At 69.5% G+C, this 15,410-nt stretch carries 12 protein-coding genes; 8 read left to right on the forward strand and 4 right to left on the reverse strand.

Translation table 11 applies throughout. The annotated features are described in order from the left end of the window. Positions 1 to 58: 58 nt before the first annotated feature. Complete coding sequence (locus KIT25_15465) at positions 59 to 898, reverse strand: phosphotransferase family protein (protein ID UYN93449.1); 840 nt, start codon at positions 896 to 898, stop codon at positions 59 to 61. Here KIT25_15465 and KIT25_15470 point away from each other — a divergent pair. The 3 genes from KIT25_15470 (at position 897) to KIT25_15480 (ending at position 4,577) form a co-directional block, all read left to right on the forward strand. Then, positions 897 to 2,606, forward strand: a complete 1,710-nt coding sequence (locus KIT25_15470) for a thiamine pyrophosphate-binding protein (GenBank protein UYN93450.1) — start codon at positions 897 to 899, stop codon at positions 2,604 to 2,606. The genes KIT25_15465 and KIT25_15470 overlap by 2 nt on opposite strands. Positions 2,607 to 2,629: 23 nt before the next feature. Next, positions 2,630 to 3,121, forward strand: a complete 492-nt coding sequence (locus tag KIT25_15475; protein ID UYN93451.1) for a hypothetical protein — start codon at positions 2,630 to 2,632, stop codon at positions 3,119 to 3,121. Between the two features lie 148 nt (positions 3,122 to 3,269). Continuing rightward, on the forward strand, positions 3,270 to 4,577 hold the full coding sequence (locus KIT25_15480; GenBank protein UYN93452.1) for a DUF3987 domain-containing protein: 1,308 nt from the start codon (positions 3,270 to 3,272) through the stop codon (positions 4,575 to 4,577). Between the two features lie 51 nt (positions 4,578 to 4,628). Here the strand turns inward: KIT25_15480 and KIT25_15485 are convergent, their stop codons facing one another. After that, positions 4,629 to 5,408: a hypothetical protein gene (locus KIT25_15485; GenBank protein ID UYN93453.1), complete on the reverse strand. Its 780-nt coding sequence runs from the start codon at positions 5,406 to 5,408 to the stop codon at positions 4,629 to 4,631. Positions 5,409 to 5,579: 171 nt separating this feature from the next. Between KIT25_15485 and KIT25_15490 the strand changes: the two genes are divergently transcribed. From KIT25_15490 to KIT25_15510, 5 genes are read left to right on the forward strand one after another with little or no spacing between them, the layout of a single operon-like run. After that, positions 5,580 to 7,955, forward strand: coding sequence for an MASE4 domain-containing protein (locus tag KIT25_15490; GenBank protein ID UYN93454.1), 2,376 nt, complete (start codon positions 5,580 to 5,582; stop codon positions 7,953 to 7,955). Beyond that, positions 7,948 to 8,352: a response regulator gene (locus KIT25_15495; protein UYN93455.1), complete on the forward strand. Its 405-nt coding sequence runs from the start codon at positions 7,948 to 7,950 to the stop codon at positions 8,350 to 8,352. Before KIT25_15490 ends, KIT25_15495 begins: the two co-directional genes overlap by 8 nt. Beyond that, positions 8,349 to 10,916: a response regulator gene (locus KIT25_15500; GenBank protein UYN93456.1), complete on the forward strand. Its 2,568-nt coding sequence runs from the start codon at positions 8,349 to 8,351 to the stop codon at positions 10,914 to 10,916. Before KIT25_15495 ends, KIT25_15500 begins: the two co-directional genes overlap by 4 nt. Next, positions 10,913 to 12,166: a hypothetical protein gene (locus KIT25_15505; GenBank protein ID UYN93457.1), complete on the forward strand. Its 1,254-nt coding sequence runs from the start codon at positions 10,913 to 10,915 to the stop codon at positions 12,164 to 12,166. Before KIT25_15500 ends, KIT25_15505 begins: the two co-directional genes overlap by 4 nt. 6 nt (positions 12,167 to 12,172) lie before the next feature. Then, entirely contained in the window at positions 12,173 to 12,787 is a 615-nt protein-coding gene (locus KIT25_15510) for a glutathione S-transferase family protein (protein UYN93458.1), read from the forward strand. 7 nt (positions 12,788 to 12,794) lie between these two features. On the opposite strand, the gene KIT25_15515 is transcribed toward KIT25_15510, so the two are convergent. Continuing rightward, on the reverse strand, positions 12,795 to 14,132 hold the full coding sequence (locus tag KIT25_15515) for a Rieske 2Fe-2S domain-containing protein (protein ID UYN93459.1): 1,338 nt from the start codon (positions 14,130 to 14,132) through the stop codon (positions 12,795 to 12,797). 69 nt (positions 14,133 to 14,201) lie between these two features. Continuing rightward, entirely contained in the window at positions 14,202 to 15,257 is a 1,056-nt protein-coding gene (locus KIT25_15520) for an aspartate-semialdehyde dehydrogenase (GenBank protein UYN93460.1), read from the reverse strand. Positions 15,258 to 15,410: the final 153 nt, after the last annotated feature.

The raw sequence follows: 15,410 nt of genomic DNA on the forward strand, positions 1-15,410 counted from the left end.
GCGCGCGGCGCGAGTCAAACTTCCGACTGGCGATGCGTGGTTCCGGAGGCGGAGGCGATCAGACGCCCAGCCGCTCCAGCCGCCCCAGATACTCACGCGCGTGCGCCCGGTAGTCGACGCCCGGCGTGCGCAGATGGACGTCGGAGACCATCGCCCACAGCGCCTCGCGCAGGAGACTCGCCGCCTTCATCGCCTCGAAGGCGCCGCGCAGGTCGTCGCCCACCGCCCCGCCGAAGTAAGCGCCCAGCAGCAGCGCGTCCTGTGCCGGATCGTAGCCGCCGTTCGACGAGAGATTGGCGAGGTCGAACATCGCCGTGCCGAAGGCGCCGTACTCCCAGTCGATCAACCACAGCCGGCGGCCGTCGTCGATGAAATTGCCGGGCAGCAGGTCGTGGTGGCCGAACACGATCGGCAGCGGCACCTGCCGCGCCTCCAGCCGGTCGGCGAGCGCGAGATGGGCCGGGTCGCCATCGATCAGCCGCACGTAGTCGCGAATGACATGGAACGGCCAGAACACGTTGGCCGGCCCGCGCACATGCCGCGCCACGTCGCGGTGACAGGCCTTCAGCAACGCGGCGAGCCGGACGACGTCGCGCCGCAGGTCGGCCTCCTCGAAGGTGCGCCCCTCGATAAAGCGCAGCACGGTGATGCCCGGCTCGACATGGACGATCTCGGGCGAGATGCCGGCGGCGAACGCCGCGCGCGCCGCCGCCCGTTCGCGCTCGCGGAAGACATGATGCACGGGGATGTCGTCGCCGCATCGCACGACGAATTTGCCCGCCCCGTCGGTCGCCACGAAGGCGATGTTGCTCAGCCCGCCCTTCAGCGGCTCGAGCGCAACCCTGCCCCGCCAGCACGGCAGGCGCGCGATCCTCCCTTCGAGTCCGTTCCCCGCCATGACCTATGCTACCGTGCCGCCCAACCAGGAGGAAACCATGCCCGACGCGCGCGTATCGAACACCATCACCGGCCGCGACGCCTTCCTGCGCGTGCTGAAGGACGAGGGCGTCGACAAGATGTTCGGCAATCCCGGCACCACCGAGCTGCCGATCATGCACGCGCTCACCTCGGCGCCGGAGATGGGCTACGTGCTCGGGCTGCAGGAGGCGGTCGTCATCGCCATGGCCGACGGCTACGCCCGCGCCTCGGGCAGGCTCGTGTCCTGCAACGTCCACGTGGCCCCCGGCCTCGGCAACGCCATCGGCTCGATCTACACCTCTTATATGTCGGGCACGCCGATGATCGTCACGGCGGGCCAGCAGGAGCAGGGCCACGGCCTCACCGAGCCGCTGCTCTACGCGCCCCTGGTGCCGATCGCCCAGCCGGTGGTGAAGTGGGCGACCGAGGTGGCGCGCATCGAGGACCTGCCGCGCATCCTGCGCCGCGCCGCCAAGGTGGCGCTCACCGCGCCGACCGGGCCGGTCTTCATCTCGCTGCCGGGCGACATCCTGAACAACGAGGCCGCGATCGACCTCGGCGAGGCGACGCGCGTCGATACCGCCGTGCGCCCGACCGACGCCGCGCTGGACCAGCTCGCCCGGCGCCTGCTGGCGGCGAAGAACCCGGTGATCCTGGCCGGCCACGAGATCGCCACGTCGGACGCCTTCGCCGAGGCGGCCGAGCTCGCCGAGGTGCTGGGCGCGCCGGTGCTGCAGCAGACGGTGAGCTGGGGCGCCCACTTCCCGAGCGAGCACCCGTGCTACCTCGGCGCACTCAATCGCGACCAGAAGCGCGTGCGCCAGATCCTGTCCGACTACGACCTGATGCTGTGCGTCGGCGCCGATGCGCTGAAGATGTCGGTGTGGAGCGAGGTCGAGCCGCTGCCGCCCGGCACCGCCGTGGCGATGATCGGTTTGCGCGACTGGGAGATGGGCAAGAACTTCCCGGCCGAGATCGCGCTGCGCGCCGACGTGAAGGAGACTCTGAAGGCGCTCGTTCCGGTGCTGAAGAAGCTCGGCGGCGCCGCGCTCGCCGACAAGGCCAGGGCCAGCCTCGCCTCCTTCGCGACGAAGAACTGGAGCGCCCAGCGCGCGCAGCGGCTGAAGGCCGTGCCGCAGCCCGCGTCGGGCCAGCCGCTGCCGGCGGAATGGGTGATGGCGCGGCTCTGCGAGGCGCTGCCCGCCGACGCGGTCGTCGTCGACGAGGGTCTGACCAGCGCCACCACCCTGCAGCACTACTTCCCCTACCGCGACCGCAACTCCTTCTTCGGCAACGTGTCGGGCGGCATCGGCTGGGGCATCGCCGCCGCCGTCGGCATCCAGCTCGCCCTGCCGCGGCGCCGCGTCGTGGCGGTGATCGGCGACGGCAGCGCCATGTACTCGATCCAGGCGCTGTGGAGCGCGGCCAACATGAAGCTGCCGGTCACCTTCCTGCTCTGCAACAACGGCGGCTACCAGATCCTGAAGAACCGCCTGAAGCTGTTCCACGGCAACGACAAGCCGATCGGCATGGACTTCAAGGACCCGCCGATCGACGCCCGCGCGCTCGCCCAGGGCTTCGGCGTGCCGGCCGAGCGGGTCGACAGTGCGGCCGCCTTCGACGCGGCATTGGCGAAGTCGCTGAAGTCGAACGGCCCGACCCTGATCGAGGCGATGGTGAGGAGCTGAGGCGAGCGGCGGAGGAACGCGCAATGAGGATACTTTGCAGTGTCGTGCTGGCACTGGCCGGCCTTTGGACGATGGCCGCGCAGGCGCAGGACGCGTCGGACAAGGCGGCGCTCACCGGCTTGAAGGAGGTCAGGATCGTCTTCGACCTCACCAACGGCGATCCCAGGGCGCTGGCGCGCACGCTCGACGTCATTGACCAGACCCGCCTGTCGCTGATCCGGCAAGGCGTCACGCCGCACATCGTGCTCGCCTTCCGCGGCCCGGCCTCGCGGCTGGTGCAGACCGACGCCAGCCTGCTGACGGCCGACGAGCGGGCCGGCGCCGGCCCGGTGCGCGACAGGATCCGGGCGCTCAGCGCCGCGAGCGGCATCGACGGCATCGAACAATGCGAGATCGCGCTGACGTCGCAAGGCGCCCGGCCGCAGAACATCGCACCGGGCATCAAGGTGGTCGGCAACGGCTGGATCTCCATCGCCGCCTACCAGGCCAAGGGCTACGGCTACATCGCGCCCTAGCGGCCGCTACCCGCTGAAGCGGACACCCGCCGTGAAGCCTCGCCACGCATGATCGTGTCGACGGTGGGCTGTCGATTTGTACAGACAAATCGACCAAACATTAATACATTCACTGGAGGCGTCCATACAACTTCCAGGAGATTCGACCATGCCGCCCGACGAAAAGACCGGACCGACCGCCGACACGCTGCCCTGGCAGACGATCGCGCCCGACCTGCTCGGCGTACCGCGGCGCCGGCCGCCCGCCTTCCCGTTGCGGGTGCTGCCCGGGCGCTGGCGCGAGTGGGTAGAGCTGGGAGCGCACGCGCAGCCCGCGCCCGACCCGCTCGCCCTCGCGATGATGGGGGCCGTCAGCGCGGTGTGCGGCGGCGGTGTCGTCGTGCACGTGACGCAGCACTGGAGGGAGCCGCTGCTGCTCTGGCTGGCGCTGGTCGGCGAGGCGTCGAGCGGCAAGTCGGCGGCGCTCGCGGCCGGCCGCCGGTTGCTCGATCCGCTCCAGCCCGACGAGGGCGACACCTGCTTTCCGCGCTGCATGCTGCTGTCCGATCCGGACCATTGGCTGATCCGCGCCAGCGCGCGGCGCAATCCGCGCGGCGTCATGCTGTGGCGCGACGACCTCGCCGACTGGCTCCGCACCAGGGCGCGCGGCGAGCACCAGGCCGACATGGTCGCGGGCTGGAGCGCCGGCCGGGTCCTGCGCGCGGAGAACCCGGTCGAGGAAGCGGCCGAGCCGCTGGCGCTCGCCCTCGCCGGCACACTCGACGCGGCCCGGCTCGACAGCCTCGTCGGCGCCGAGGCCGCCGCCTCGCGCCTGCTGTTCGCCTGGCCGGAAGCGTCGGACCGGGTGTCGCTCACACAGCCCGACGTCGACGACGCCCCCGTCGTGGCGATGCTGCGCCGCATCGGCGGCCTCATGGGGCCGGCCGGAGAGCCGTCCGTCATCGGCCTGGAGGATCCGACGCGCGCGCAGTTCGAGGAGATCGTCGGATTGCTGCGACAGCATGCCCGGCAGTGCGACGGGCTGGAGGCCGCCTGGGTCGGCAAGGGCGCCTCGGCGATCGCGCGGATCGCGGCGATGTTCGAACTGATGGACTGGGCGCCGGACGAGACGCGCGCCTATCCGGAGGGCGTGACGCTGGCGCGCCTGGAGGATGCCTGGACCCTGTGGTCGGAGTATCTCCTGCCGCAGGCCGAGGACGTGTTCGGCCGCGTCGGCTCGACCGATCTCGACCGGCTGGGTCGCCGCGTCGTGCGCTGGCTGAAGCGGACGCGCCATGCCCGCGTCTCGGCGAGGACGATCCGGCGCGAGGCTCTCGCGGAAGCCGTCGATGCCGAGAACACCGAAACCGTCATCGCGCTGCTCGAAGCCGGAGGCGTGCTGCGCCTACCGCCGCCCACCGTCCCGGGGCCCGGGAGGAAGTCACGCCAGTGGGAAGTCAATCCGGCGCTGCGTTGAGTTTTGGCGATTTTGGCGATTTTGGCGAACCGTTTTAGATCCGAAGCGAGACTATCCGTAGGTCGCCTCGACCGTTCCGAACGGTCCGAAGTCGGCGACGTAGGTCTCGCCCGCTCTCGGTCGCAGCATGCCGGTCAGGGTGCCGGTGCTGACGAACTGCCCGGCCTTCAGGCCGACGCCGGTGCGCGACAGCTCGTTGGCAAGCCAAGTGAGCGGCACGAGCGGATGATCGAGCGCGGCGGCCGCGGTCCCCGAGCGACGCTCCACGCCGTTGCAATGGAGCGTCACCCGCTGGCCCGCGATGTCGCGCTCGCGCCAGCCCTCGATGGCGGGCCCGTGGACGATCGTGCCCGAGCCCGCGCCGTCGGCGAGGATGGCAGCGAGCGGCGGGAAGCTGTCGTCGTGCACGAAGCGGCATTCGGCGAGCTCGAGGCCGGGATGCAGCGAGGCCACCGCCGCACTCACCTCCTCGACCGTGTACGTCGTCGCGCGCGGCAGCAAGTCGGCGCCGAGACGCGCGACGTACTCGACCTCGGGGATCGGACTGCACTGCCGGGCATGCGCGACGCGCGCAGGCGAGGGTTCGATGCAAAAAGTTCTGCCGTAGATCGGCGAATCGGTTCGTAGAGCCTTCTGCATCTCCTCCTTCGCGGCTGCGATCTTCCAGCCGAGCACCGGCCAGCCGAGCCTTTCCGCAACTCGTGCGGCGATGCGGTAGGCCGTGTCGTTGTCGGGCGGCACCAGCTTCGGCGCGAGACCGCTCTGCTGTCGTCCGTCGCGTCGCAATGCGCAGAGCAAATCGACGAGTTCGCGTTGCGATGTCTGTTCCATCTCGTCACTCCCCTGCGCATCATTCCACATCGAATACTCGCGAAAATTGCAGTCCGTTGCATTCATCCCGCGCGCTCTCGTTCATGTGACTGTGGGTATGCACGAATGAACAGGGGCGAGACGCACAAATCGACTATATTCACCTTATCTGCGGTTTGTGGGGTGACAGCAATGGCGCTGGCTGCAGACGTCGACCAGGGTTTGGGTCGGTCGACTGTCTTTCTCTCCCTTCTGCCCCCGTCGCGCACGGATCGGCGTGTTGCGCTCGCGGTCGCCGTGTTTCTCGTCGTGGCCTTCGTCGCGCTGGTTCCCTTCGCCAAGGAACCGCTGGCGCCGCTGCCACCGTTCATCCCGTCGTATCAGTCCGCCCTGCTGCTGTGCGACCTGATGACGGCGGCCGTGCTGTTCGGCCAGTTCTCCATCCAGCGCTCGCCGGGATTGCTGATCCTCGCCACCGCCTATCTCTTCACCGCCTTCGCCATCGTTCCGCACACCCTGTCCTTCCCCGGCCTGTTCGCGCCCGGCGGCGCGATCGGCGGCGGCACGCAGACCACGGTGTGGCTCTACATGCTGTGGCACGGCGTCTTTCCGCTGATGGTCGCGGCCTATGCCCTGACCAAGAGCGCCGACCGCCGGCTCGAGCCCGCGCGCCTCTGGATCCCGCTCGCCGTCGCGGGCGCCCTCGCCGCGGTCGTCGCCGGCACCTTGATGACGACGGCGGGACACGACCTGCTGCCCGTCCTGCTGAAGCCCGACAACACCTACACCACCGCGATGTACGTGGTGATCACCTCGATCTGGGCACTGAACATCGTGGCGCTGGCGGCGCTGCTGGCGCGGCCGCCCCACCGGACCCTCGACCTGTGGCTGATGGTGGTGATGGTGGCGTGGATCGGCGACGTCGGGCTGAGCGCGACCTTCAACGCCAAGCGCTTCGACGTCGGCTTCTATTTCGGACGTGCGTACGGGCTGCTCGCCGCCGGCTTCGTGCTGATGATGCTCCTGCTCGAGACGCGGGCGCTTTACGCGAGGTTGGCGGGTAACCTCGCCCGGGAGCGTGAGGCCGCCCAGCGGCGGAGCCGGCGCGTCTTCGAGACGTCGCAGGACGTCATCCTCGTCACCGACGCGTACGGCACGGTGGTCGAGATCAGCCCGAGCTGCACGGAGGCGATCGGCTACGCGCCCAACGAGCTGATCGGTCGCAACGGCATGGAGTTCGTCTTCCCGGGCGATCTCGAAGCGACGCGGCAGGAGATGCGCGAGGCGCGCCAGAACAGCGAAGCGCGCCACTATAGCTGCCGCTATCGCCACAAGAACGGCCGCGTGGTGACGATGGAATGGAATGCGGTGTGGTCGGAGGCCGACCGCCTCCACTTCTTCATCGGCCGCGACATGACGGCGATGGAGGCGAAGGAGGCCCAGCTCAGGCAGGCGCACAAGATGGAGGCGGTGGGCCAGCTCACCGGCGGCGTGGCGCACGACTTCAACAACATCCTCATGGTGATCCAGGCCAACGTCGAGGAACTGCTCGAGGATCCATCCCTGTCGGCCGAGCATCGCGAACTGCTCGCCAGCATCGCGACGTCGGGTGAGCGCGCGGCGGAGATGACCCGCCGCCTGCTCGCCTTCTCGCGCAAGCAGCGCCTCAATCCCCAGCCGACCGATCTCACCAAACTTGTCGCTAGCATCGACAAGCTGCTGCAGCGCACGCTCGGCCAGCAGATTCGCATCGAGACAATACTGGAGAACGAGCTGTGGACGACCGACGTCGATCGCTCCCAGCTCGAGTCGGCCATCGTCAACCTGGCGGTGAACGCGCGCGACGCCATGCCCGAGGGCGGCCAATTGCTGATCGAGACGGCGAACGTGCATCTCGACGAGGACTACGCGACCCTCAATCCCGGCGTGACCGCCGGCGCGTACGTCATGGTGGCGGTGACCGATTCCGGCACCGGCATCCCGCGCGACATCCTCGACAAGGTGTTCGACCCCTTCTTCACCACCAAGGAGACGGGCAAGGGCACCGGGCTCGGGCTGAGCATGGTCTACGGCTTCATCAAGCAGTCGGAGGGCCACATCAAGATCTACAGCGAGCCGGGCCGCGGCACGACCATCCGCATGTACCTGCCGCGCAGCGACACGCCGCTCGCTGCTGACCCGCCAGCGCCCGCGGACATGCCGGGCGGGCGCGAGCGCATCCTGCTGGTCGAGGACGAACCGCACGTGCGGGAGGCGGTGATACGTCAGCTGCGCAGCCTCGGCTATTCGGTGACCGACGCGGCGAGCGGCCGCGCCGCTCTCGACCTGCTCGAGTCGGCGCCGTTCGACCTGCTGCTGACCGACGTGATCATGCCGGAGATGGACGGCGTGAGCCTGACCAGGGAGGCGGCGGAGCGGTGGCCGGGCATGAAGAGCCTGTTCATGTCGGGCTACAGCGAGCGTGGGGCCAGGTCGTTCGGCTTGATCGACGGAACCGATCGCATCCTGTCAAAGCCCTTCCGCAAGATCGACCTCGCCTTGCGCGTACGCGAGACGCTCGATGCCTGAGAGCGCACCCGCCTCCGCCCCCTGTGTGCTCGTGGTCGACGACGACGACAATGTACGCCGTGTCGTCTTGCGGCAGCTTGCCCGGCTGGGCTACCGGACGGTCGAGGCAGCCGACGGCGCCGGTGCGCTCGCCCGACTGGCCGAGACGGGCGACGTGGCGCTGCTGCTGGTCGATGTCTCGATGCCGGGCGGCATGAACGGTCCCGAGGTCGCCGAGCACGCCCGCCGCACACGGCCCGGACTCAAGGTGCTGTTCGCCTCGGGCAACGTCGATCAGCAGATCGCCGCGAGCGAGGATTTCATCGTCAAGCCGTACCGCAAGGAAGAGCTTGCCCGGAAGCTGCACGAGATCCTGCCGTCCGGACCACATCCACTCCAGCCAGGGGCCCGACCATGACCGCCCTCGACCTCGCCCGCGATCCCCGCCCGGCCGCATCTCCCGCCCCGTCGGCCGTCGCGTCGCGCACGGCCGTACGACGGCCCAGCCTGCTGGCGCGCGGCATCTGGCTGGCGGTCGCCTACCTCGTCGTCACGGGTGGCATGCTGCTGGCCCTGCTGATGCAACTGCGCGAGGAGGCGATCGACGCACGCAAGCGCGAGCTCGCCGCCTTCGCCCAGTTGACGGCGAGCCACACCTTCGAGGTGGCGCTGGCGCTCGAGCAGTCGCTGAGGCTGGCGGAGCTCACCCTCACGGTGGCCACGGAATCGGGCGCCGCGACGCAGGAAACGATCGGACCCATGCTGCGCGAGGTGGTGCGCGGCTCTCGCGCGCTCGAGGACGTGGTCGTGCTGGATGCGCGCGGCCGCGTGATCTTCCAGGCCGTCGGCACTGGCGCCGTCGGACGCGACTGGTCGAACCGATCCTATTTCGAGCGGGCGCGCGGCGCTTCGGCGCGGTTCGAACTGGCGGCGCCGACGCGCGACGGCGCGGCCGGCGCGGCCCAGGGCTGGTCGATCCCGGTCATCCAGCCGTGGCGCAAGGAGGGCCAGTTCGCCGGCGCCATCGTCGGCCTGATGGCCCCCGAGGTGTTCGACAAGAGCTGGACCTTCGACGCGGAGGTCGACGGCTTGAGCATCGCGCTCGTGGACAACGGAGGGCGGGCGATCATGCGCCGGCCGTTCGTCGACTCGTTGGCTGGACGGCCGCTGGGCGGCCCCGAACTGGTCGCGCAACTCGCGCGCGAGCGTGCTGCCGGCGCACTCGATCTCGCAGATCCCGCCGACGGAGGGAACGGCCTCGTCGCCTATCGTCGACTCACCGCCTACCCCGAGCTGGTCGTGCTGGTGGCGCAGCCGCTCGACGCCGCCCTGGCCGACTGGCGGCGCATCGCCTGGATCTCGGGCGGCTGCTGGGTGCTGGCGTCGCTGGCGCTGGGCGGCCTCGGCCTGTGGCTGGTGCGGGAGATGAAGGCGCGCGGCGCGCTCGAGAACCGCTACGAGGCACTGTTCAACTCGATCCCCCATCCGGTGATCCTGTCCGATCACGAAAGCGGACGGCTGCTCGCCTGCAACGAGGCGGCGGCAGCCACCTACGGTGCGCCGTTCGACGGCACGGCCGGCGACACCGCACTCCTGCCGTCCGACTTCGCGGTGCTGCGCGCGCGGCGCGGCGAGTTGTCCCGCGACTTCGCCTGCTTCATCGGCGACCAGCGCCACATCGACCGGCACGGCCGGCCGATCGACCTCGAGCTGATGGTCCGTCTGGTCGATCACGACGGCAGGCCGGCCGATCTCACGGTCGCGGTCGACGTCACGGACCGCATGAAGGCGGAGCGGGCGCGGCGCGCGGCCGAGGACCAGTTGCGCCAGTCGCAGAAGATGGACACGCTCGGCCAGCTCAGCGGCGGCATCGCGCACGACTTCAACAACGTGCTCATGGTGATCGTCGATACCGCCGACGAGATATCCGAGATCGAGAACCTGCCGGCGGAGGCGCGCCGGGCTGCCGCGCGCATTTCCGACTCCGCCGGACGGGCCGAGGAGCTGACGCGCAAGATGCTCGCCTTCTCGCGCCGACAGCCGCTCAGGCCGCGCCCGGTCGACGTCAACGACCTGGTGGCCGACACCGGCAAGCTGCTGAGGCGCACGCTCGGCGAGCAGATCGAGATCGATTCGATCCTGGCGGATGATCTGTGGCCGGCCGAGGTCGACCCCGTCCAGCTCGAGACGTCGCTGGTCAATCTCTGCCTCAATGCGCGCGACGCCATGCCCAGGGGCGGGCGCGTGCTGGTCGAGACGTCGAACGTGAGGCTCGACGCGGCGCCGGCGGCCGCGCGATCCGGCCCCGCCGCCGGTGACTTCGTGGCGATCCGCGTGAGCGACAGCGGCCACGGTATCCTGCCGGGCGACATCGACAAGATCTTCGAGCCCTTCTTCACCACCAAGGCGAGCGGCAAGGGGTCGGGTCTCGGCCTCAGCATGGTCTACGGCTTCGTGCGGCAGTCGAACGGCCACATCGAGGTCGAAAGCGAGCTCGATCGCGGCACCACTTTCACGCTCTATCTGCCGCGGCATCGCGGCTCAGCCGTCCTGACCGTCGCACCGTCGCGGGCCGCCATGACCGGCGGCAGCGAGCGCGTCCTGGTGGTCGAGGACGACGCCCATGTGCGCGCCGCCGTGGTGCGCCAATTGCAGAGCCTCGGCTACGACGTGACGTCGGCCGAGAACGGCGCGGCCGGCATGGCCGCGCTGGAGCAGGCCGCTTTCGACCTGCTGCTGACCGACGTCGTCATGCCGGGCGGCATGAACGGCAAGATGTTGGCCGACGAGGCGGCACGACGCTGGCCGGCCATGGCCGTCGTCTTCATGTCGGGCTACACCGACAACGCGCTGATCTTCGGTGGAGCGATCGCCGACGACATTCGGCTGCTCGGCAAGCCCTTCCGCAAGCGCGACCTTGCACAGATGATCCGCGAGGCGCTCGACGTGCGGCCGGGCGCGGCCGGCGGACCGTCGTCATGACGGCACGGTGCCTGCTCGCGGTGGCCTGGGTGGCGCTCGCGTTGGCGCCCCGCGAAGGCGCGGCCGCCGATATCACGATCCTCGACAGGCCCGGCGCGGTGCACCGGGAGACGCCGCCCTCCGCGTCGCCGGCGCAGCCGGGCTTCTCGCTCATCCCGCCCGCGCAGGCAGCGTCGCGGGGACCGTCCGGAAGCGCCGCGACCGTCCCGGCGCTGCGCCTCACCGGCGTGATCGAGGTCGGCGACGCGGCCAAGCTGGAGCAGGCGATCGGCCGGCTGAGCCGATCCACCGCGATCCGGCCCGACACGCCGCTCACTGCGATCGAGCTCAGCAGCATGGGCGGCAGCCTGTTCGACGGTATCGCCATCGGTCGGCTGCTGAAGAAGCATCGCATGGTCGCCGTCGTGCGGCAGCGCGACTTCTGCCTGTCGTCCTGTGCATTGGCCTTCCTCGGCGGCAACGAACCGGACGTGCCGACGGCCTATCCCACGCGCTGCAACCTCGAACTCGGCGCCAAGGTCGCGTTCCATAATTTCTTCCTCAATCCGCAGCTGCTGCGCCCGACCACGGCAACAGACGCCGTCGAGAGCCGTCTGCAGGGCTTCTCCGACGCGCGCGGCGGCGCGGCGAGTCTGGTGCGCTACGCCGCCGACCTCGGCCTGCCGCCGTCCTTCGCCGCCAGCCTGATGGGGCGTCCGATCGACGACTTCCAGTACATCGAGACGGTCGGCCAGTTCCTGAAGTTCGGCGTCTGCCCGATCGGGCTCGCTCGCCCATCGGTCGCGCTCGAGCAGCAGGCGCTGAACGCCTGCCGCAATTCCACCGACGAGGACGCGCCGGCGCAGCTGCAGGCCCGGCTGCTGCCGGCCCAGTACGTCAAGCGCTACCTCCTCGAGCGCGTGCAGGCCACCATGCAGGCTTCGCGGGCGCGCGGCCGGCTGGCCGGGTTGCTGGCGAGCGGCGCGGTGATGCGCGTCCCCGAGGAAATCGACCGCTTGTACGAGGATCTGCGCGCCGCCGGCATGGCCCTGCCCGACATCGTCGGTCCGACCTACGAGATCCTGGGCGAGGAACGCGGTAGCCTGCAGGTGACCTGCTATGTCAGCCTCTCGCCGGACGATTCAGAGATCTTCGACGTCGTGGTGAGCAGCGAGCGCGGCCTCGCGTTCCCGCCGAGGGACCCGCCCGACAAGGCACGCAAGCTCTTCCTCTATGACCGCAACACGATCATCAACCCGCGCCCGCGCTGAACCCCGATGCTCCTGATCGGCCCCAATCGCTCGCCCTACACGCGTCGAGTCGCGATCGTGCTCAAGGTCTATGGCCTGCCCTGCGAGCAGCGGCCGTTGTCGGGCTTCGACGACCGCGACGCGGTGCGCTCCTTCAATCCGTTGGGCCGCATTCCGGCGCTCGTTCTGGACTCGGGCGAGACGCTGGTCGACAGCAACGCCATTCTCGATCATCTCGACGAGCTGGTCGGTCCCGAGCGCGCGCTGATCGCAGGATCGGGGACGGAGCGCCGCGCGGTGCTGCGGGCGTGCGCGATCCTGATGGGCGTCTGCGACAAGGTCCTGCAGGCCGCCTATCACCGCAACCACGTGCCCCCGGATAAGCGCCATCAGCCGTGGATCGACGATTGCGCCGCGCAGGCCGGGGCGGCTCTTGTCGCCATCGAGCAGACGCTCGATGCGACGCAACCGTTCCTCCTGTTCGATCGGTTGACCCATGCCGATGTCGCTGCCGTCGTCGCCGAGCGCTTCGCGCGTGGCGGGCTCGGACTCGACACCGCGAGGCAGGTGCCGCGTCTCGCCGCGCTCACGAAGCGCCTCGGCGTGCGACCCGATTTCCAGGTCGCCGAGCATCCGCGATGAGGTGCCGCTATTCCGCCGCCTGCGCGGGCGGCGCGCCGGGATGGACCGCGGCGGCGAACTGGCGGCGATAGAGCTCATGCCATTCGCTCCGGTCGTCGCTCAGGAAATAGCCGCTGCGTGCGCCGCGGTAGACCTCGGGCCGGTCGACGCCGGCCGGGACCTCGCCGCGCTCGCGCAGCGCGCGTGTCGCCAGCAGCAGGCGCCGGCGCGTGCGGGTGATCATGCGGTCCGACGGTGCGAGGTGCTCGAACTCGAAGTCGGTGACCGGTCCCATGCTCTCGGTGACGGCCTGGTCCTGGAGATGGACGCCGTCGATGCCGCTGAAGATCGCGTTGCTGCGTTGCGCGGCGCGATCGATGCCCCAGTCGTTGCCTTCGTTGTCGGCGAGACGCCAGCGACCGAGCCAGTCCGTGGTGTTGGGCAGGAAGTTGAGGTTGCCGCGGCCGGTGCCGCCGATCGGCCTTCCGTCCTTGAACCGCGGCTGCGGCTGGGAGTTGGCCGCCACCGCGCGCTTCCACCAGATGAAGACGAACATGGTGTGGCCGTCGTCGAGCGGTACCCAGGCGCGCGCGTGCATGTGGCTCGCGAACTCGCCGTTGGGTGCCTGCGTCCAGAACGGCAGCAGGAAATTCGCAAAGCGCCAGTAGGTCCGGCCCCGGCCGGCCTCGCGGTAGCCGGCATATTGCGTGCCCCAGTCGGTGTCGGCGACGTGGTACTCCGGCGCGCGATTGACGATGGTGAAGCGAAACGGCTCGTCCTCGGGCAGGTCGTCGGGGTCGACATGACCGCCGTGCAGGAAGCCGAAATGCGAGGTGTCGATCTCGCCTTCCATCGCCTGCAGCCAGTTGCAGTCGCGCTGGATGAAGTGGACGTTGAGCTCGTCCGGCGGCATGTCGAGGATCTCGAAGCCGGGCAGCGGCGGGGCGTCGGCGCGCGCGCCCATGTAGACCCAGACGATGCCCGCGCGCTCGGCCGTGCGATAGGCACGCGCCTTCACCTTCGCCTTGAAATCCTGGTGGCCTGGCACGCTCGGCATGTCGACGCAATTGCCCGCCGTGTCGAACTTCCAGCCGTGGTAGAGGCAGCGCAGCCCGCCCTCCTCGTTGCGACCGAGGAACAGCGACGCGCAACGATGCGGGCAGCGATGGTCCATGACCCCGACGCGGCCGGCGCTGTCGCGAAAGGCGATCAGCCTCTCGCCCAGCAGCATCAGGCGGACCGGCGCGCCATCGCGCTCCAGCTCGGACGACCGGAGCGCCGGCATCCAGTACTCGCGCATCAGCGAACCCATCGCCGTGCCCGGGCCGATCTCGGTGAGTTCCCTGCCTTCGCTCGCTGTCGTCATGGTGACCGCCCGATGCTGGAGGTCACCAAGGGTGCCGCCGGACGGTCCGGCGGGCAAGGGGAAGCCGCGCTACTCGGCCGCCATCGCCCTGTGTTGTTTGGCGAGCCCCGATTTGGCGAGCCCCGCCTTGCCGAGTTCCTCGGCGATCTGCACGGCGTTCCAGGCAGCGCCCTTCAACAGCTGGTCGCCGGCCACGAACAGCACCAGTCCGTTGGGATTGGAGAGGTCGCGGCGGATGCGGCCGACATGCACGTCGAGATCGCCCGAGGCCTCGAGCGGCATCGGATAGTGGTTGGCGACCGGATCGTCGACCACCTTCACGCCTGGGGCCTTTTCGAGGATCTTGCGCGCCTCCTCCGGCGAGAGCGGCCGCTCGAGTTCGAGGGTGATCGCCTCGGCATGGGCCCGCAGCACCGGCACGCGGATGCAGGTCGGCACGATGGCGAGATTGGGCAGATGGAACATCTTGCGCGTCTCCTCGACCACCTTGTTCTCCTCCTCGTTGTAGCCGTTCTCGGCGACCTTGGTGTTGTGCGAGAAGAGGTTGAAGGCGATCTGGTGCGGAAAGACCTTGCGCGTGACGTCCTTGCCGGCGGCGTACTCGCGGACCTGGTCCTCGAGCTCCTGCATCGCCGAGGCGCCGGCGCCGGACGCCGACTGGTAGGTCGCCACGACGATCTTGCGGATGCCCGCGGCGCGATGGATCGGCCACACGGCGGTGGCGAGGATCGCCGCCGTGCAGTTGGGATTGGCGATCACGCCGTTGTGGCGCGCGAGGTCGCCGGGATTGACCTCCGGCACGACCAGCGGCGTGTCCGGATCCATGCGGAAGGCCGACGAATTGTCGACGACGATGGCACCCGCCGCCCTGGCGGCCGGCACGAACTCGCGGCTGCGCGTGGCGCCCGCCGAGAAGAAGGCGATGTCGATGCCCTTGAAGGCGTCGGCCTTCAGTTCCTCGACCTTGTGCGGCTTGCCTTTGAACTCGAGCGTCTTGCCGGCCGAACGGGCCGAGGCGAGCAGCTTGAGCGAAGCGACGGGAAAGTTCCGCCGCTCGAGGACGCGAAGGATTTCGACTCCCACCGCGCCGGTGGCGCCGACAATGGCGATGTTCTGGGCGTTCATGATGGGCGAGACATATACAGGAGCACTGAACGTGCGAGAAGCACGGCGCATCGATGCGCGACTGCGCTTTTTTGGAGGTCGCCATTAGCCCTTCTGGGCCGCCGCGGACGTGCGATTGCATCTCGCGCGAGATGCGCTATATGCTGCAGTAAC

This window comes from Enhydrobacter sp. (genome assembly GCA_025808875.1).
Taxonomy (GTDB): Bacteria; Pseudomonadota; Alphaproteobacteria; order Reyranellales; family Reyranellaceae; genus Reyranella.